The following is a 19,740-nucleotide window of genomic DNA, read 5'->3' as shown; positions in this document are numbered from 1 at the left end:
AAAATGCGGTGCCAAGGGGAGCCCCAGCTCAGAGGCAAACCTGCGGCAGCCGTGTGCACAACTGCCTGAAAAATGTGTGACTCAGTGACTGGATGCGTCGGCGGCACCAACCCCTGTGTGCGAGCGGACGAACTGATGATCAAACTTGTCACGTTCCTGTGCACCTTCCGCTGATTTATCGGTCACTGAAAAATACCAGATGCCGGCAAACGCCACGATGACCGAGAACAAGGCCGGGTATTTGTACGGAAACACCGCACTTTCATTACCCAGAATCTGTACCCAGACAATCGGTCCCAGAACCACCAGCGATACCGCGGTCAGCAAACCCAGCCAGCCGCCGATCATGGCGCCGCGAGTGGTCAGCCGTTTCCAGTACATAGACAAAAACAGCACCGGGAAATTCGCACTGGCGGCGATGGCAAACGCCAGCCCCACCATAAAGGCAATGTTCTGCTGTTCGAACAGAATACCGAGCAGAATAGCCACCACACCCAGCACCACAGTGGTCATTTTCGACACACGGATTTCATCTTCATCGCTGGCACCCGGACGGAATACGTTGGCGTACAGATCGTGCGAAACCGCCGACGCTCCGGCCAGCGCCAGCCCAGACACCACCGCCAGAATCGTGGCAAACGCCACCGCCGAAATAAAGCCAAGGAACAGGTCACCGCCCACCGCTTTCGATAAATGAATGGCCGCCATATTGTTACCGCCGATCAGCTTGCCGGTTTCATTCAGAAATTCCGGATTGGTCGATACAAGCACAATGGCGCCAAAGCCGATAATAAAGGTCAGCACGTAGAAATAGCCGATAAAGCCCGTGGCAAAGAAGACGGATTTACGCGCTTCTTTGGCATCGGCCACGGTAAAGAAGCGCATCAGAATATGCGGCAGCCCCGCTGTGCCGAACATCAGCGCAATGCCTAAACTGATGGCCGATACCGGATCCGACACCAGTCCACCGGGCGCCATGATGGCCGTTCCCAGCGGATGCACATCGGTGGCTTCTTTAAACAGATCCCCCAGATCAAAGCCAACGTGCACCAGCACCATCAGCGCCATAAAGCTGGCCCCGGACAGCAGCAACACCGCCTTGATAATCTGCACCCAGGTCGTCGCCAGCATGCCGCCCAAAGTGACATACAGCACCATCAGAATACCGACCAGCACCACGGCATAGTTATACGGCAGGCCAAACAACAGCTGGATCAGCTTGCCCGAGCCCACCATCTGCGCAATCAGATACAGCGCCACCACGCACAGTGAACCCACCGCCGATAAGGTGCGGATCTGACGCTGACCCAAACGGTACGAAGCGACGTCGGCGAAGGTGAATTTGCCCAGATTGCGCAGACGTTCGGCAATCATAAACAGAATCAGCGGCCAGCCGACCAGAAAACCGATCGAATAAATCAGGCCATCAAAACCTGACAAATACACAAGTCCGGAAATTCCCAGAAACGAGGCCGCCGACATATAGTCACCGGCAATGGCCAGACCATTCTGAAAACCGGTAATACCGCCGCCGGCGGCGTAATAATCGGCCGCCGAGCGTGTACGCTGGCTTGACCACAGGGTAATGCCGAGAGTAAAGGCGACAAAAATCAGGAACATGATAATGGCCGACCAGTTGGTGGCCTGCTGTTCAACGGCACCGCTGAGGGCATCCGACGCGGATGCCGGCAAAGAAAGCAGCCAGCCGGCTGCAATAATTGAGCGTTTCACTGTCATGTCCTCAGCCGCGCATCGACTCATCGATGATGCGCTGGTTTTCTTCGTCGAATTCGGTGTTGGCGCGCTTCACATAAATGCCGGTCAGCAGGAAAGAGGCGATGATAATAAAAATACCGACCGGAATACCCCAGGTAATGACCGAGTTTTTCGCCACCGGCGTTGCCAGCACTTCCGGGGCGAAGGCGATCAGCAGAATGAACGAGAAGTACATCACCAGCACGATCACCGACAGATGCAGGGCAAAGCTTTTGCGCTTCTGCACCAGCTGCTGAAAATCGGGGTTATCTTTGATTCTGTTATAAATATCGGACTGCATGTCCTGCTCCGTAAAGCGCGGGCTGTTACTGAGTGGTCAGTTTACAAATCCGCTCCCACAGGCTCTGCACGACCATAGTCGAGACACTTGCTGTGCTTGCCGTTCCCGGCATTCGACTTTAGTCTGATAGAGATACCTTATTCCCGGATTGTCAGTTAGCCGGCGTGGTAAGCTCTGGCCCTGACATAAGAACAATGAACTGATAAAAACAAAGAACTGAAGGAAGCTTATGATCCCGGGCTGGCAACTGGTTTCCATTTCTGTGCTGTATATCGGTACGCTTTTCTGGATCGCCTGGTACGGCGACCGCCGCGCGCACAGCGGCAAGCCCGTGCACAACACCGGCCTGATCTACAGCCTGTCACTGGCGGTGTACTGCACCTCCTGGACCTTTTACGGCGCGGTCGGTCAGGCCGCGACCAGCGGCTGGTTATTTCTCAGCATTTACGTCGGCCCCATCGTTTTCCTGCTCTTTTTCTGGCGCATGCTGGGCAAAATTATCCGCATCGCCAAAGAAAAACGTCTGACCTCCATCGCCGATTTTATCGCCACCCGCTACGGCCGCGATCATACGCTGGCCATTCTGGTGACTCTGGTGGCCGTACTCGGCGTGGTGCCTTATATCGCGCTGCAGCTGAAAGCCATTGCCACCACCTTCGAGCTGGTGACCATGCCGCTGGGCAGCACAGTGACCGAGACCCTGCCCTTCTGGGAAGACACCGCCTTCCACATCAGCTGGGCCATGGCCTTGTTCGTGATCGTGTTCGGTACGCGCGACATCGACGCCAGTGAGCAACACCCGGGCATGATTCTGGCCGTGGCGTTTGAATCCATGGTGAAGCTGCTGGCGATGATTATTGTCGGCGCCTGGGTGCTGACCACCCTGTTCGACAGCCCCCTCGACCTGTACCGGCTGTCGCAGGCGGTGATGCCGGAACATCCGCTGCTGAACAGTCAGGTGATTTCACTGGCCTTTGTGCTGCAAAGTCTGCTCGCCGGCTTCGCCATTCTCTGTCTGCCGCGCCAGTTTCAGGTGGCCGTGATCGAAAACGAATCGGTGCGCCACATTCACACCGCGCGCTGGATGTTTCCCCTGTACCTGTTACTGATGCTGCTGTTTGTGGTGCCGATCGCCCTCACCGGCCATCTGTTCATGCGCGATCTGGGCTTTGCCCCGGACACCTATGTACTGAGTCTGCCGGTGTCTCTCGGGCAGGAAGCGCTGGCCATTATTGCCTTTATCGGCGGTGGCAGCGCGGCCACGGGCATGATCATTGTGGCCACCATTGCGGTCAGCACCATGGTGTCGAACGAACTCATTCTGCCGGCGTTTTTCCGCAACACGCAGCAGCAAAGCGACATTCAGCAATCGTCCAGCGTGCGCACCCTGGTTCTGACCGTGCGCCGCATGGTGATTCTGGTGATGCTGCTCGGTTCCTATCTGTTCTATCGCATGGTCGGCGAATTTGAATCGCTGGCCGCCATCGGCCTGTTGTCGTTTGCCGCCGTTGCTCAGTTTGCGCCGGCGTTAATCGGCGGCCTGATCTGGCAGGGCGGTAACCGTCAGGGCGCCGTGGCCGGTCTGGTGGGCGGCACTGCCATCTGGTTCTACACCCTGCTCTGGCCTGTGCTGTCGCAGGGTTTTGCCGAACCGACCAGCAACACCACGCGCATGCTCGGACTGGATCTGGACGAGTTCAGCTTCGGCGTGATTCTGAGTCTGTCGGTCAACGTCTCGCTGTATATTTTCTTTTCGGTTATTACCAACGCCTCGGTGCGCGAACGCATGCTGGCCTCGGAATTTACCAGCACCAAAGCACCGCAGGCCGGTAAGCAGCTGGCGCCTACGTTTACCTGCAAAGTGGACGACGTGCGCGTGGTGCTGGAGCGTATTCTGGGCTACAAAAAAGCCGAATCCTTTTTCGCCGATTATCAGGCCCGCCATGGCATACAGTACGACCACGCCATGGCCTCCAGCGAGCTGCTGCACGAAGCTGAAAAATTACTGGCATCGGTAGTGGGCTCGTCGTCTGCCCGGGTCATTTTCTCAACCCTGCTGGGCGGTGAACAGATTCAGATCCGCGATCTGGCCTTCCTCGCCAGCGAGGCCAGCCAGGCATTTTCCATGAGCCGCGAGCAATTGCAGGCGGCGCTGGAAAACCTGCAGCAAGGCGTAAGTGTGGTCGACCGCAACCTTAATCTGGTGGCCTGGAACCGGCGCTATCTGGAAATTTTTGACTACCCGCCCGGCCTGATTCAGGTCGGCAGACCCGTCGCGGACATTATCGAATTCAACGCCGGACGCGGCTTCTGTGGCGCCGGCAGTATTGAAGAACAGATCAGCCGGCGCATGAATTTCCTGCGCTCCGGTTCACCGCATCAGTTTGAGCGTTCACTGCCCAACGGCATCGTGATTTACATGCAGGGACACCCGATGCCGGATGGCGGTTTCGTTACCAGTTTCACCGACATCACAGTGCACCGCAAAGCCGAGCAGTCGCTGAAAGAAGCCAACATCACACTCGAACGCCGGGTCGAAAAAAGCACGCAGGAACTGGACGATCTGACCTCGCAGCTGATTGAAGCCAACACCAGTAAAACCCGTTTTCTGGCCGCCGCCGGTCACGACCTGATGCAGCCGTTAAATGCGGCGAAATTATTTGCCTCGACCCTCGCCCAGCATTCGCTGAGCAATGAGCAGCGGGTGCTGCTGAATCATCTCGAAGGGTCGCTGCAATCCGCCGAAGACGTGCTGTCGGTTCTGGTGGAAATTTCCAAACTCGACGCCGGGGCTATGGAACCAACCCTGAGACCGATTCAGCTGGCTGGGGTACTGAAACCACTGCGTGATGAATTTACCGCGCTGGCCGCGGAAAAAGGCCTGCAATTGCGTTTCCGCTCGTGCGAATGCTGGGTCATGAGTGACGCACACTGGCTGCGGCGGATTATTCAGAACCTGCTGTCGAATGCGGTGCGCTACACCGACAAAGGCGGGATTCTGCTTGGTTGCCGCAAGCGCGGCAATAAACTGGTGGTCGAAGTCTGGGATACCGGTCCGGGCATTCCGCAGAGCAAACTGGGCGAAATTTTCGGTGAATTTAAACGCCTGAATCATGGCAAGCAGGACAGCAAAGGCCTGGGGTTGGGTCTGGCGATTGTCGACCGCATGGCCAAGCGTATGGACCATCAGGTGGATGTGGCCTCCTGGGTCGGTTACGGCACCCGCTTCCGCGTGACACTGCCCATGACGGAACATCAGGTTGCGGCACCGGAATACACCAGCGACATGTCACCGCGCATTGCCGGCAGTTTCGAGGGGTTAAAAACCTTCTGCATCGACAACGATACCGAAGTGCTGACCGCCATGAACGCCCTGCTCGGCAGCTGGCAATGTGAAGTGTACAGCTGCATGACCGAAGCCGAAGCGCTGCAGATTCCGTTTACGCCGCGCATTATGCTGGCCGATTATCAGCTGGATAACGACGAAACCGGTCTGCAGGTGATGACCGCGCTGCGCGCGAAATTCGGTGACGATATTCCGGGCGTACTGATCACGGCCGACCCGCGCCCTGCGGTTGAAGAACAGGCGCGTGATCTGGGGTTCTATTTCCTGCGTAAACCAGTAAAACCCGCTGCGCTGCGCGCACTGATCCGCCGCCTGATCCGCTGATGCCGGTCCGCTGACTCTGGTCCGGCCAGACCATGCGCTGGCCGGGTTAATCAGCGCTAAAATTCCATAAAAGTGTTCAACCAAAACAGCAATAAAAAAGCCGGCAATTGCCGGCTTTTTTATTGCTAACGGTCCACTCAGTGACTGAGGGCCGCTTCCGGTTTTTCAATGTCCAGACTCTGTACCGCAATGACCGCCTGTGTGCGGGTACGCACACCCAGTTTGCGGAAAATAGCGGTTACGTGCGCTTTGATCGTGGCTTCACTGACGTCCAGATCGTAAGCAATCTGCTTGTTCAGCATACCTTCCGACATCATGGTCAGCACACGGAATTGCTGGGGAGTCAGACTCGCCAGACGCTCGGCCAGATCCAGTGCACTCTGGTTCGGCTGATGCTGATGACGGCGCGCCACATCCGGCAGATAAATATCGCCCTGCAGCACCAGTTCAATGGCTTTGGCAATGTGTTCCAGCGGCGAGGATTTCGGAATATAACCCGAGGCTTCGTGATCAATGGCCTGACACATAATGGCCGGGTCTTCACAGGCCGACACCACAATCACCGGAATTTCCGGATAGTGCGAGCGCAGGAATACCAGACCAGAATAACCGTGTGCACCCGGCATCTGCAGATCGAGCAGAATCAGGTCGGCGTCTTTGTGTTGTTCAACCACCTGCTGCAGTTCCGGCAGGGATTCAGCCTGCTCAATGATGACGTCAGGCACCAGCTGTTTGACAGCCTGCTGCATAGCGGTACGGAATAAGGGGTGATCGTCGGCAATGATGATTTTTTGAGCGAGCTGCATAGTCCCCTCCGGAGATTATAACTACCACTTTCCGTGGACTGTTTGTTCTTATTCAATGGGTGTCTTTATAGCAGACACGGGCCTTTCAGAAACCAAAAAACTGCCCAGAGATTGCTCCCGGGGCAGTTTTTGTGACTCAGCTCAGCGGAATCATTTCCGGTTGAGACGCTGGTCGATCAGGGTCTCAACCACGGACGGATCCGCCAGTGTTGAGATGTCGCCCAGAGAGTCGTGCTCGTTGGCGGCGATCTTGCGCAGAATACGGCGCATGATCTTACCGGAACGGGTTTTCGGCAGCCCCGGCGTGATCTGAATCAGATCCGGAGTGGCGATCGGACCGATCTCACCACGCACCCAGTTGCGCAGCTCTTTCACCAGCTCGTCGCTGGCCTGCTCGCCTGAGTTGAGGGTGACGTACACGTAGATACCCTGACCTTTGATGTCGTGCGGGTAACCCACCACGGCGGCCTCGGCCACTTTCGGGTGAGCCACCAGCGCGCTTTCCACTTCGGCGGTACCCATGCGGTGACCGGATACGTTGATCACGTCGTCCACACGGCCAGTGATCCAGTAGTAACCGTCTTCATCACGACGGGCACCGTCACCGGTGAAGTACATGCCACGGAAGGTGGAGAAATAGGTCTGCACGAAGCGGTCGTGGTCACCGAATACCGAACGGGCCTGACCCGGCCAGCTGTCGATGATGACCAGATTACCGTCGGTGGCACCTTCCAGCAGCATGCCGGAGTTGTCGACCAGCGCCGGCTGCACGCCGAAGAACGGACGGGTAGCAGAACCCGGTTTGGCCGCGGTCGCACCCGGCAGCGGGGTGATCATGATGCCGCCGGTTTCGGTCTGCCACCAGGTATCCACAATCGGGCAACGCTCTTCACCGACCACGTGGTAGTACCATTCCCAGGCTTCCGGGTTAATCGGCTCGCCCACAGAACCCAGCAGACGCAGGGATTCGCGGTGGGTTTCTTCGACTGCACGCTTACCTTCGGCCATCAGCGAGCGGATAGCGGTTGGCGCAGTGTAGAGAATATTCACTTTGTGCTTGTCGACGATCTGCGAGAAGCGGTTCACATCCGGATAGTTCGGTACGCCTTCAAACATCAGCGTGGTGCCGCCATTGGCCAGCGGTCCGTACAGCAGATAGGTGTGACCGGTAATCCAGCCCACGTCAGCGGTGCACCAGTAGATGTCGCCGTCGTGATAATCGAACACGTACTGATGGGTAATTGAAGCCCACACCAGATAGCCGCCGGTGGTGTGCAGCACGCCTTTCGGCTTTCCGGTAGAGCCTGAGGTATACAGAATGAACAGCGGATCTTCTGCGCTCATTTCTTCAGCCGGGCAATGCGGCGACGCCAGCGACACCAGATCGTGGTACCAAACGTCGCGGGAACTGTGCCAGGCCACATCGCGTCCGGTGCGTTTCACCACAATCACTTTTTCCAGCGTACGGATGGTCGGGTGAGTGAGCGCTTCGTCAACGTTGGCTTTCAGCGGTACTTTTTTGCCGCCGCGCACGCCTTCGTCGGAGGTAATGACGATCTTGGCGTTACTGTCTTCAATACGGCCAGCCAGCGCATCCGGCGAGAAACCACCAAATACGACCGAGTGGATAGCACCGATGCGGGAACAGGCCAGCATGGCCACCGCTGCTTCCGGAATCATCGGCATATAGATGCAGACCACATCGCCTTTACGCACGCCCTGACCGCGCAGCGCATTGGCAAAGCGGGAAACTTCTTCGTGCAGCTCTTTATAGGTGATGTTGCGGCTTTCCGCCGGGTTGTCGCCTTCCCAGATAATGGCTACCTGATCAGCACGGCTTTCCAGATGACGGTCCAGGCAGTTCACAGAGGTGTTCAGCGTGCCGTCTTCAAACCAGTTAATGGATACGTTGTGATCATCGAACGAAACGTTGCGCACCTTGGTAAAAGGACGCATCCAGTCGATGCGCTGTTCAGCCTGTTCACGCCAGAAACCTTCCGGGTTGATGACAGACTGCTGATACATCTGCAGGTACTTCTCGTTATTGATCCATGCTGAGTCGGCAAATTCCGGTTTGACCGGGTACACCTTCTGGTCGCTCATAGCGTTCTCCCGAATGATTATTTTTAGCTCGCGAATGCTTCTGCGCACTGTATATGTGTTGTAACTCATATTCGTTGCAGGGCGCTCTGCTCAAAATTAGACAATGGTCTATCCAAGCCAGATGCAAAGAGAATCAGGGCCTTAGCGCCGATTTTGACCGACGGCTGCACACCCTTTGGCTGATGGGCAGTGGCCGTCCTTAAAAGCCTTCCCCACCACCGTCTTCTCTTGGGTAAAACCCATTGAAAATTAAAGGATTTCTCGTATCGAACAAGCCTGAACAGACAGCCATTCCGGGATTTTTCCGCACGGGTCATTCGTGGTGCCGGCCAGCCAGAACGCGCACCGGTAAGCGCCACAGCGGCATCGCAATTACTCAGTGAGTTAGTAGGTACTTCTACCTAAACACCGATTCTTTCGACCTTTGGCTAATTTCTCCGCAGAGAAAGCGTGCACCATAGTGGGTATGCACAACTACGATAAAAAGGAGAGTGACATGCGCAAGACTTCTTTAATTCTGCTGGCCAGCGCCCTGCCCCTGGCAGTTCAGGCAGCCAACACCGAATTTTCTTACGGCGGGTACCTTAAGCTTGACGCCATGATGAGTACTTACTCAGATGGTGATCTGGGAGCTGCAAGTGGTGGACGGGATTATTACCTTCCATTCACCATTCCAACCGGTGGTGAAGAGACCAGCAGCTTCGATATGAGCGCTAAGTCCTCCCGCTTTAATTTTAAAACCGTTACCACGCTGGAAAACGGCGAAAAAGTAACCGGCTTTGTTGAACTTGATTTCCTGGGTTCTGCTCAGGGCAACGAAGTCGTTTCCAACTCTTACAGCCCACGTCTGCGCCATGCCTTCTTTACCGTTGGCAACCTGACCTTTGGTCAGACCTGGTCGACCTTTATGAACACCAGTGCTCTGCCTGAAACCGTGGACTTCCTCGGCGTAAGTGACGGCACAGTGTTTAACCGTCAGGCACAGATCCGATACACCATGGGTGATTTCCAGTTCTCTCTCGAAAACCCGGAAACCACTGTAGGTGGTACCGCTTCAGACGATAACGGCCTGCCGGATATCGTTGCCCGTTACAATCTGAAAGCCGGTGACCATACCTTCAGTATTGCCGCAATTGGCCGCCAGTTTGCTTCCCAAAACGGGGTCTCTGGCCCTACTGGTGTCGATGAAACCGCTACTGGTTTTGGTGCCAGCGTGTCTGGTGTTATCAAGCTGGGCGCGGATGACCTGAAATTCAGCTACACCACAGGTAATGTGGCGCGCTATGTGGGAGTAGGCTCTGCTTCCGACGTGGTTGTGGGGGCTAACGGTGATCTAGAGGCAACCGATGTAAATGCCGCCTTTGTTGCCTACCGCCACTTCTGGACAGACAAAGTACGCAGCACCCTGGCGTACTCCATGCTGGAAGCGGATTACGACGATGCAGCAGCCGTCACTCTGACTGAAAGCTCATCCAGCACCCGTCTGAACCTGATGTACTCCCCAACCAAAGAAGTAACTTATGGTGTGGAATACAGCATGGCTTCACGCGAACTGGTGAGTGGTGCTGATGGCGATATGAACCGCATTCAGTTCACCTCTAAGTTCACCTTCTGATCCGTCAGAAACGAAAAAACCGGCTTCGGCCGGTTTTTTTATGTCCGCACTCTGGGTGTGCAATCAGCGGCCCGGATGCCTTTCCAGTTCCGCTCACACACCCCGACGTTTGCCTCTGATCGTCCAGCCTCACGCGCAAATATTGCCGCTTAGCTCTGCTACTTACAGCAGCTGCATACAGCCGCCAGCGACCCGTCAATAGCACAAACAGAATCCGGGTTTCATCCAACCCCTGACTGGCAATTTTTTGGCGTCATGATTTCGCCTGACAGCCAACCGTAATGAGACAGTTTTACGCCAATGAATTGTCAGACAAACCCGGAAAATTACAAAAAGATACAAAATAGTTACGCAAGATTCCGGGTGACGCTTTTTGTCACATTCCCCCCGAAAACGCCAATCAGGTGACGTCAAAAGTCAGAAACACATGCCCTTTTGCGGGGCAAGCCCCTGAAAACAGGTCCATTTCACAAAAAGAAGAAAAAATGGCCGAAAAACAACACTTTGGCGGCCTGTTACACAAACTGAAACATGACCGGCAGCAAATTGACTCACCCGAAAGCCATACATACTATGCGCGGTATTGCGCAATTTGACCAAACGATCAGTACACAAGTGCCCTCTCTGCTACAGGTACGTGGCTTCCATGCCCGAATACCATCTGCGAACCACCCCGACAACGTTCTGCGTGCAGAGCGTCGGCTGGTTGCTGCCCGCTATGCGGCCCTGCCGGGAAACGAACTTTGGTCAGTTCAGCCCCCTGCCGCCCATAAACGCGTTCCACACAGAAAGACCCTTGCCACACCGTTACCGCGCTGGCAGGCATTTCAGAACCCGTTTCAGTAGACAAGGACAGGACAGTCAAAGGCATGGAAGTGAACCGCTCAATACCGAACAACCGATTTCGTTATCAAGTAAAGGTCCAATAAGGAGATCCCTATGAAGACCATCCAACGCACCACCCTGCTTCTGGCAGGTTTAGTGGCCTCGGTGACCAGCTGGGCAGACGGCACGACCGCCGGTACGTCCGTATCCAACACCGCGACGGCTACCTACTACGCGCCAAGTACCACCAATCAGCTGAGCGTAACCAGCACCATCGCCTTTACCGTGCAGGAACTGATCGATGTGAGCGTGACCGCCAGCACTGGCACCAACGTCATCACCGATCAGCAGGATGTGGTTGTGGGCTACACCATCAGCAACGATGGTAACGGTTCTGAGACCTTCAAACTGACCACCGTTGACGCCGCCACAGGCGACGACTTCGACGTTTCCAGCATCACTATGTACTTCGACGGCAACGGCGATGGTGTTTTCACCAGTGCCGATCTGGCCTACCCGGTCAACGCCTCCGGCGACCTGAACCTGGACGCCGGCGAAACTGTGACTGTGTTTGTTGTGGTGGATATCCCTACCGCTGCAACCGGCACCACAGCTGACGTCGTACTCAAAGTCACCTCTCAGACTGCCGGCGCGTCTACCGCAGCCGAAGGTACTGTTCTGGCCGGCGTAGGTGATTCAGGTACCGACGCTATCGTTGCTATCGACAATGCCGAAGTGACCTTCACCCACACCTACACCGTTGTGGACGATCCGACCGCGCCTGCAACCGCAGTCACCGTGACCAAGTCTGTGCTGAAGCACCTTGACCCGTTCGGCAACGCCAAAGCCATTCCGGGCTCTGTGACCACCTACCAGATTCTGATCAAAGTGAATTCTGCCGTTGATTCGCTGGTTGTCGCCGACACCATGCCTGCCGAAGTGACCTACGTCACGGGCAGCGCCTACCTCATCGGCTCTGATCAGGTGGGTAATGACATTTCCGGCACTGGTTCTGCTCTGTCTGACGCCACCGTATACGGCACTTCCATTGATACCAATGGCCGTATCACGCTGGATCTGGGCAACCAGTCTGCTGCAGGCACCTACACCCTGCAGTTCAACGTAACCATTAAGTAAGGAGGCAGCCATGCGCACTCTTTTCTGGGCTCTGATGCTCTTTCCTTCACTGGCACTGGCCGACGTCGTTCTCAAGACCGAAGCCTTCAAGATTGTGCCGGTTCCTCAGGCAGACGGCTCTGTAGTGGAAGAGTGGCAGGCCGCTGACAAAGTTGTACCGGGCGACAAAATCGGTTTCCGCATTGCTTACCGCAACGACGGTAAGGAAGCGGCCCAGAGCGTCGTCATTAATAACCCGGTGGCCGCTGAAGCGAGTTACATCGCCAACAGCGCCACCGGTGCAGGCACGGACATCACCTACTCCGTAGATGGTGGACAAACGTTTGCGGTTGCCAGCCAGCTGACCGTAATCGAAAACGGCGAACGCCGTGCAGCGAAAGCTGAGGACTATACCCACGTCCGCTGGCAGCTGACTCAGCCGGTTGAGGCCGGAGCCAGCGGCAAAGTGGAATTTAAAGTTCGTATCAAATAAACAGGGGAATCCGTATGAAAAACATACAAAAACTGGTTCTGCCTGCTTTAGTGTCACTTGCCGGCCTCTCTGCATTCGAGGCTCACGCAACCACCACTGCAGGTACTTTAATCACCAACACCGCGACCCTGGGCTACCAGGTAAACGGCATTCAGCAGACCGAAGTGGAAGCAAAAGCGGACGTAGCGGTTGACGTGAAGATCGACTTCACCGTTACCCGTTCCGGTTCCACCATTAATGGTTCTGCTCTGCAGACCTACAACAGCGCCGACTACTACGTTGCCGGTGTGTTCGTAGTCGCCAACACGGGTAACACCCCGGCGCTGTTCACTCTGACAGCCGCAGAACTGGCCGCCGCAACGAATCTGACCTACGGCTCCGACACCGAAACCGACACCATCGATCTCGACTCCGGTAACTACGTTATCGTTGCCGACAACGACGGTTCAGCCGGCCTGACGGACACCGATGCCGACGTATCCTCTGCCAGCCTGACCCTGCCTCAGGATCAGTCTACCGGCACCACCGTATACGTACTGGCGCCGAAAGCGTCTGTCGTTGGTGTTGACGAAGACGTACTGGGCGTAACGCTGACCGGTACCGTCGGTTCCGTCACCCGCAAAGTGTGGAACGCCACGTCCGGTTCTTACGATCCGGATACCACCGTCACTATCGCCAGCCTGTCAACGACCACCAATACCCTGACCGGTGTTGAGCTGGTTGTGGCAGACGCGGACAAAGACAACACTGAGTCTGCGACCGACGCTCTGAAGCTGTCCTTCCCTAGCTTCCCTGAGTACACAGACGACGGCGATAACACCAACGACGGCTTCGTTAAGTCTGTGGAAGTTGTCTGGGATCCGTTCAACGGAACCTCTGACCCTAAAGCGATTCCGGAAGCCATCGTTAAGTACACTCTGGTGGTGAAGAATCTGGGGAATATGGCCGCAACCAATCTGGAAGTGACCGACCCGCTGACCGCAGAGCTGACCTACTGCTCAACCACACCAGCGGATGCCGTAGCCGACAGCATTACCTGTGCGCTGACAGCCACAGCACCAGCCGGTGGTTCAGTGACTGACGCTGCGCCAACGACTGCTGGCGACGCATCTGGCGTGACCGTGACTTACGGTACATTCAGTGACGGCAACACCAGCACCATCACGTTCTACGCGATTGTGAAGTAAGCCATGCTGACCTCCCGCCACCAGTCAGCCAGCATGTTCAGGAACGGGCTTTTTGCCTGGGCCTGCGCTTGCCTGCTGCTGGCGGTTGCGGCGGTCACACCTGTGTCGGTACTGGCAGCAACCGCTGCCGGTACTGACATCACCAACGTTGTCACAGCAACGTTCGGCAAGAACGGCATGACGTTCGCCAAAACCAGTTCTGTGAGCTTTACCACCGAAGAGAGCCCGGTTGATCCAACCCCACCGGCGCCTACGCCTTCCGAAATTGCACTGCAGCACGTGACCGGTTCCGGTACCTCCGGCCTGTCGGTGGCCGCCGCCGAATGTGGCGATGGCAGTGGCAATTACACAACGATTTCCAGTGTGACAGACATTCTCGGCAACAGCCTGACGCTGCCGGGTGTGCTCAGCACCGCCGATACCGAATACGGTTTCAAAATAGGCGAACCTTTGCTTGTTCTGCTGACCGACGCCGACCAGAACCTCAGCGCCACCACCATTGATCAGGTGGTCGTGACCGTCAGCAACAGCAGCAATACAGACACCGAACAACTGCGCCTGAGCGAAACCGGTATCGACACCGGTGTGTTCGCCGGCGTGATCGATACCGTTTCAAGCTCCACGTCTACCGTGTCCTATAACTGTGCGCTGTCGCTGAAAGCCGGCATGACCGCCACCGTCAGCTACGAAGACAGCGACGACGCCACCGACGCCAGCGCAGCCAGCGCGGTGTTTGATCCGTACAGCCGCGTGTTCAACGCCAATACCGGCGAGCCGATCAACGGCATTGAAATTACCCTGATCGACGCCAGCACAGGTGAAGCGGCCACGGTTTACGACGACGATGGTGTGACGCCGGTATCCGCCACCGTAACCACCGGCCCGGCTACGAGCAGCAGCTCTGCGGTCAGCATTCTGTCGGTGGCCGATGAAGTATTCCCGGCCGGCAGCTTCCGCTTCCCGTATGTGCCGGCCGGTACTTACCGCCTGCAGTTCTCAGCACCGGCCCAGTACCGCGTGCCGTCCAGCGCCGATGACAGCCAGCTGGCTGAACTGACCGGCGACTTTGTGGTGAACGGTATTTCCCGTGGCGAATCCTTCACCCTGAACCAGCACATCCTGCTCACCGACATCCCGGCCGACGATCTGGAAGCCGGTGTGCTGCTGAGCAAAACCGCCAACAAAACCGAAGTGGGTGTCGGCGACTTTATTCAGTACACCATCAGCCTGAGCAACAAAGAGAGCGTGGTCACCAACGCCCAGATTGTTGACCAGCTGCCGGCCGGCCTGCGTTACCGCAAAGGCTCGGCGCGCATCAACGACGAAAAAGTGGCCGACCCGGCCATCAGCGGCAACGGTCAGACCCTGACCTTCAGCCTGCCGGATCTGGCAGCGGACGAAGATCTGAGCATCACCTACGTTACCCAGGTCACCGCGCTGGCGCAGGACACCCTGATCAACACCGCCCGCCTGGTGGACGACCAGATCAGCGCCAATACCGCGCAGGCGTCGGTGAAAGTGATCGACGAATTCTTCAAAGACCGCGTCCGTCTGTTCGGCCGTGTGTATCTGGACGACTGCAACGGCAATCTCGATGCGGAAGCCGTATCCAATGTGCGTCTGTTTATGGAAGACGGCACCTATGTGGTGACCGACGCCAACGGCGAATGGCACATCGAGAACGTCCGTCCGGGCACCCACGTGGTGCAGCTGGATACCAGCACCATCCCGCCGTACATGGAAGTGATGGAATGTGACCAGCGCGGCTTCCACGCCGGCCGTGCCTTCAGCCAGTTTGTCGACGTTCAGGGCGGCAGCTTCTGGCGCGTCGATTTCGCGCTGAAAATGAAACAGCCGGACACAGGTGAAATCACCCAGCAGCTGAGCAACGAACTGATTCCGATGACGCTGGCCGCAGGCGCCAAGCGTCCGTACAACTCACCGGTACCGGAAAAGCTGCGCTACACCCTGAACCTGAAAGGCACAGGTGTTGAAATCAACAACCTGCTGCAGATGATTGCTCTGCCGGAAGGCGTGATTTATGAGCCGGGCAGCTCGGTAATGGACGGCGAGCCTTGGCCTGATCCGCAGATTTCCTATGGCACCCTGATCTACAAGCTGGGCAACAAGCCGAAAGAATGGACCCATCAGCTGGTGTTCACGGCGGTGATTTCCGATAAGGCGAAAACCGGTGAACTGACCGCCCGTGCGATTGCCCGCTTCCAGGTCGGCAAGAACCGCAGTCAGCTGAAACCGGCTGCCAGCTCGGCCTTCCTGCAGCTGCCACCGGACGACGGTCAGGTGAAGCCGATCAATCCGCCGAAATTTGCCAACTTCGCAGCGGAGCTGACCGAAGAAGACAAGGTGAACCTGCGCAACGTGATCGAGCGTCTGCAGGGCCTGCGCAACCTGAAAGTGGAAGTGATCGGTCACACCGACAGCACGCCAATCGCCAAGCGCAACAAACACATTTTCGCCGACAACCAGGCGCTGTCGGAAGCGCGCGCGGCGTCGGTAGCGGCCTATCTGGCGGACCAGCTCGGTGTGGCGCCACAACAGATTCTGTCTGCCGGTAAAGGCTCCAGCCAGCCGGTGGCCAGCAACGGCAGCGCCGTTGGCCGCGCCCAGAACCGCCGCGTCGAAGTGAAAGTGCTGAACGGTGAGCCGGATGTGCAGATTGCAACGGCCACCAGTGGCATCGAACAGGTGGCCGTGCAGGCCGCCGTCGAAGGTTTCATCAACAGTCTGCCAGCCACTGCCGCCGGTGCTGTGGAAGACTACAACGCCCCGGAAATGCCGGTGTTCGACGAGAACTGGTTCAACACCGCCGCTGACGAAGCCCAGTGGTTGTGGCCTCCGGTCGACCGCAGCCCGGCCATTGCCTCGACCAAAATTGCCATTTCCCACGCCAAAGACGAACGCATCCGTCTGTTGCTGAACGACAAGCCGGTCAGCCCGCTGAACTTCGACGGCACCGAAAGCAGCAACAAGCGTGACCGCGCGGTCAGCATCTGGCGCGGTGTCGACCTGGAGCCGGGCCCGAACCGCTTCAGCGTGTATGTGATCAACAAAGACGGCGACATCGTCGAAGAATTCGAGCGTAACGTGCAGTTTGCGCAGGTGCCGGCCAAAGCGGTTCTGGTGGCTGACAAAACCCGCGCCGTAGCCGACGGTATCAACCCGGCCATCATTGCCGTGCGCCTGACCGATAAAGACGGCTTCCCGATCCGCTACAACGTGACCGGTGACGTCGACGTCGCGGCGCCTTACGAACTGTTCGATTTCAACCAGCAGGTGGAAGGCAACCCGCTGGGCAGCAATCAGAAGATTCAGTACCGCGTGGGTAACGACGGTATCGCCCTGATCAATCTGGCGCCGACCACACAGGCCGGTGAAGCCCGTCTGACGTTCAAGCATCAGAACGGTCAGGAAGACGTGGTCAGCGCCTGGCTGAAACCGGCCAAACGCGACTGGATTCTGGTTGGTCTGGGTGACTTCTCGGTGGGCTACAACTCAGCCTCCGGCGACAGCGCCGGCCGCCGCGCCGATGGTATCGATGACAACATCTACCACGACGGCCGCATGGCGTTCTTCACTCAGGGTCAGGTTACCGGCGACTGGCTGATTACCGCCGCCTACGACTCCGGCAAACCAGAGGCTGACGCCTTTGCCAGCCTGATTGAACCGGATCGCTACTACACCCTGTACGGCGATGCCTCGAACCAGCAGCTGGACGCCAGCTCGGCACGCAAACTCTATGTGCGTCTGGAGCGCGAACGTTTCTTCGCCGTCTTCGGTGACATCAACACCGGCCTCAACAGCAGCACCCTGTCGCAGTACAACCGTAAGATGACCGGTGCGCAGACCCAGTATCAGGGCGAAATGATCGAGGCATCCGGCTTCGTGGCTCAGTCTGACACCGGCACCGTGCGTGACGACATTCAGGGCGATGGCACCTCGGGTCTGTACCGCTTCAGCCAGAAGAACATTGTTCTCAACAGCGAAACCATCACCCTCGAAGTGCGCGACCGCTACCGCAGCGAAGTGATTGTGTCGTCCGAAACCCTGACCCGCGACACCGACTACGTCATCGACTACGACGACGGCACGGTTTACTTCAAGAGCCCGATTTCCGCCACCGACGAGAACTTCAACCCGCGCTACATCGTTGCGGAATACGAAGTGGAAGGCGGCAAACTCGGTTATGTCAGCGGTGGCCGCGTGGGCGTGAAACTGCTGAAAGACAGCATCAAAGCCGGCGTGACCAGCATCACCCAGAACCAGAGCGGTGAAGACCAGCACCTGCACGGTGCTGACCTGAACGTGACGCTGGGCGACACCCGCATCAAAGCCGAAGTCGCGCAGAGCGAAACCGTAACCGCCGGCGTGGCCGACGGTGCCAATGCTCACCTGCTGGAAGTCACCCACCGCACCCAGGCACTGGAAGCGACGGCCTACATCCGCAGTCAGGATGAGAACTTCGGTTTCGAACAAAGCCCGACCAGCGAAAACGATTACCGTAAGGAAGGCGCTGAAGCCAGCCTGTATCTGAGCGACAAAGACGCCCTGAATCTGGAAGGCTTCCACCACTACCAGCTGAGCACCGGCTACGACAGCTATCAGGCGTCGACCGAATGGGTACGCAAACTGGACGGCCAGAATCAGGTGTCTCTGGGCCTGGTCAGTGCGCAGGAAGAAAGTGCCGATGACGTGCTGATCAGCGATCAGGTGACCGCCGGTTACACCACCCGCGTGCTCAACAGCCGTCTGGCCCTGAGCGTAAAAGGTCAGAGCAACGTCACCGCCCGCAGTGAAGACGACGATCTGATGGCGCTGGGTGCCGAATACCGCCTGACCGACGCCATCAGCCTGTACGCCGAACACGAAACCGGTTTCTCCTCCACCGCACCGGAGCGTTCGACTCTGGGTGCCCGTGCCACTCCGTGGACCGGCGCGCAGGTGCAGCAGAGTGTTGAGCAGGTAGAACAGGACGACGCCTACCGTCTGTACGCGGTATCCGGCCTGAATCAGGACATCAGCCTGACCGACGCCTGGAGCCTGAGCTTCGGTTTCGATCAGGCGCAGAATCTGGACGCCAACAACCCGGGCGAAACCAGCGACACCACCGAAGATTACTACGCAATGTACGCAGGTTCCGCGTTCCGCACGCCGCTGTGGCAGTGGAACAACCGTCTGGAGCGTCGTGAAGGTGATGAAACCGACAAATGGGTAGCGCGCACCTCGCTGTACCACCCGCTGACCGATGCGCTGGCCATGGGCGGCAGCGTCGATTATTTCACCGAAGACAACAGCACGGGTTACAGCAACGAACTCGACACCACCTTCGATCTGGCCCTGCGCCCGCGTAAGCATCCGGTTGCCCTGCTGTGGCAGGCGCGCTGGGTACAGCAGGCCGAAGGCACCGACGGTGAACTGCCGGAGCGCACCCGTAAGCTGATCAATAACCTGCACGGTAACTGGCTGTTTACCCCGGCCAACCAGCTGGCCGCGCAGTACGGTATCAAACGTGTGCTGGATCAGTACGACAGCGACAATTACGCCTCGACCACAGACTTTATGGCCGCTGAATGGCGTCACCACCTGAACGACCGCTGGGACATCGGTGCCCACGGCCGTCGCCTGCACAGCTACGAAGCCGGCCAGACCGAACACGGCACCGGCGTTTCTGTGGGCTGGATTCCGCAGACCAACGTGTGGCTGGGACTGGGTTACAACTTCACCGGCTTTATCGACACCGACTTCTCGGCGGCCAACTTCACCGCCAAAGGCGTGTACCTGAAAATGCGCTTCAAAGCCGACCAGGAAACCCTGGCCACCCTGCGCGCCGCCTTCCGCTGATCGCCCAACC

10 protein-coding genes are annotated in these 19,740 nt (G+C 57.4%); 6 read left to right on the top strand and 4 right to left on the bottom strand.

Translation table 11 applies throughout. The features are described from left to right. Positions 1-81: 81 nt before the first annotated feature. Both ACQUQU_RS03930 and ACQUQU_RS03925 read right to left on the bottom strand, forming a co-directional pair. Positions 82-1,731 (bottom strand): cation acetate symporter, encoded by a 1,650-nt coding sequence (locus tag ACQUQU_RS03930; protein WP_430461951.1) that lies wholly within the window; start codon positions 1,729-1,731, stop codon positions 82-84. 10 nt (positions 1,732-1,741) lie between these two features. Next, positions 1,742-2,056: a DUF485 domain-containing protein gene (locus ACQUQU_RS03925; RefSeq protein WP_430461950.1), complete on the bottom strand. Its 315-nt coding sequence runs from the start codon at positions 2,054-2,056 to the stop codon at positions 1,742-1,744. Between the two features lie 229 nt (positions 2,057-2,285). Here ACQUQU_RS03925 and ACQUQU_RS03920 point away from each other — a divergent pair, with 229 nt between their 5' ends. After that, positions 2,286-5,726, top strand: a complete 3,441-nt coding sequence (locus ACQUQU_RS03920) for a PAS domain-containing hybrid sensor histidine kinase/response regulator (protein ID WP_430461949.1) — start codon at positions 2,286-2,288, stop codon at positions 5,724-5,726. 137 nt (positions 5,727-5,863) lie between these two features. Here the strand turns inward: ACQUQU_RS03920 and ACQUQU_RS03915 are convergent, their stop codons facing one another. Both ACQUQU_RS03915 and acs read right to left on the bottom strand, forming a co-directional pair. After that, a complete protein-coding gene (locus ACQUQU_RS03915; RefSeq protein ID WP_430461948.1) occupies positions 5,864-6,532 on the bottom strand; it encodes a response regulator in 669 nt (222 codons plus the stop codon). Between the two features lie 150 nt (positions 6,533-6,682). Then, positions 6,683-8,635, bottom strand: a complete 1,953-nt coding sequence (gene acs, locus ACQUQU_RS03910; protein ID WP_430461947.1) for an acetate--CoA ligase — start codon at positions 8,633-8,635, stop codon at positions 6,683-6,685. A gap of 496 nt (positions 8,636-9,131) precedes the next feature. On the opposite strand from acs, the gene ACQUQU_RS03905 reads away from it, so the two are divergent. The 5 genes from ACQUQU_RS03905 to ACQUQU_RS03885 all read left to right on the top strand — a co-directional run bounded on the left by ACQUQU_RS03905 (position 9,132) and on the right by ACQUQU_RS03885 (position 19,730). After that, on the top strand, positions 9,132-10,250 hold the full coding sequence (locus ACQUQU_RS03905; protein WP_430461946.1) for a DcaP family trimeric outer membrane transporter: 1,119 nt from the start codon (positions 9,132-9,134) through the stop codon (positions 10,248-10,250). A 939-nt stretch (positions 10,251-11,189) separates the two neighbouring features. After that, positions 11,190-12,212 (top strand): hypothetical protein, encoded by a 1,023-nt coding sequence (locus tag ACQUQU_RS03900; protein ID WP_430461945.1) that lies wholly within the window; start codon positions 11,190-11,192, stop codon positions 12,210-12,212. Between the two features lie 10 nt (positions 12,213-12,222). Next, positions 12,223-12,684 (top strand): hypothetical protein, encoded by a 462-nt coding sequence (locus ACQUQU_RS03895; protein WP_430461944.1) that lies wholly within the window; start codon positions 12,223-12,225, stop codon positions 12,682-12,684. A 14-nt stretch (positions 12,685-12,698) separates the two neighbouring features. Further along, positions 12,699-13,871, top strand: a complete 1,173-nt coding sequence (locus tag ACQUQU_RS03890) for a hypothetical protein (RefSeq protein WP_430461943.1) — start codon at positions 12,699-12,701, stop codon at positions 13,869-13,871. Positions 13,872-13,874: 3 nt separating this feature from the next. Beyond that, a complete protein-coding gene (locus tag ACQUQU_RS03885) occupies positions 13,875-19,730 on the top strand; it encodes an OmpA family protein (RefSeq protein ID WP_430461942.1) in 5,856 nt (1,951 codons plus the stop codon). The last annotated feature ends 10 nt before the right edge of the window (positions 19,731-19,740 follow it).

This window comes from Thalassolituus sp. LLYu03 (genome assembly GCF_050507655.1).
Classification (GTDB): domain Bacteria; phylum Pseudomonadota; class Gammaproteobacteria; order Pseudomonadales; family Oceanobacteraceae; genus Venatoribacter.
Note: the sequence above shows the minus strand (reverse complement) of the source record. Positions and strands in the feature narration are given on the sequence as shown.

Excerpts from the sequence above, each read along its gene's own strand:
- acs (WP_430461947.1), bottom strand. The coding sequence starts at position 8,635 with ATGAGCGACCAGAAGGTGTACCCGGTCAAACCGGAATTTGCCGACTCA.
- ACQUQU_RS03890 (WP_430461943.1), top strand. The coding sequence starts at position 12,699 with ATGAAAAACATACAAAAACTGGTTCTGCCTGCTTTAGTGTCACTTGCC.
- ACQUQU_RS03900 (WP_430461945.1), top strand. The coding sequence starts at position 11,190 with ATGAAGACCATCCAACGCACCACCCTGCTTCTGGCAGGTTTAGTGGCC.
- ACQUQU_RS03905 (WP_430461946.1), top strand. The coding sequence starts at position 9,132 with ATGCGCAAGACTTCTTTAATTCTGCTGGCCAGCGCCCTGCCCCTGGCA.
- ACQUQU_RS03925 (WP_430461950.1), bottom strand. The coding sequence starts at position 2,056 with ATGCAGTCCGATATTTATAACAGAATCAAAGATAACCCCGATTTTCAG.
- ACQUQU_RS03885 (WP_430461942.1), top strand. The coding sequence starts at position 13,875 with ATGCTGACCTCCCGCCACCAGTCAGCCAGCATGTTCAGGAACGGGCTT.
- ACQUQU_RS03915 (WP_430461948.1), bottom strand. The coding sequence starts at position 6,532 with ATGCAGCTCGCTCAAAAAATCATCATTGCCGACGATCACCCCTTATTC.
- ACQUQU_RS03920 (WP_430461949.1), top strand. The coding sequence starts at position 2,286 with ATGATCCCGGGCTGGCAACTGGTTTCCATTTCTGTGCTGTATATCGGT.
- ACQUQU_RS03895 (WP_430461944.1), top strand. The coding sequence starts at position 12,223 with ATGCGCACTCTTTTCTGGGCTCTGATGCTCTTTCCTTCACTGGCACTG.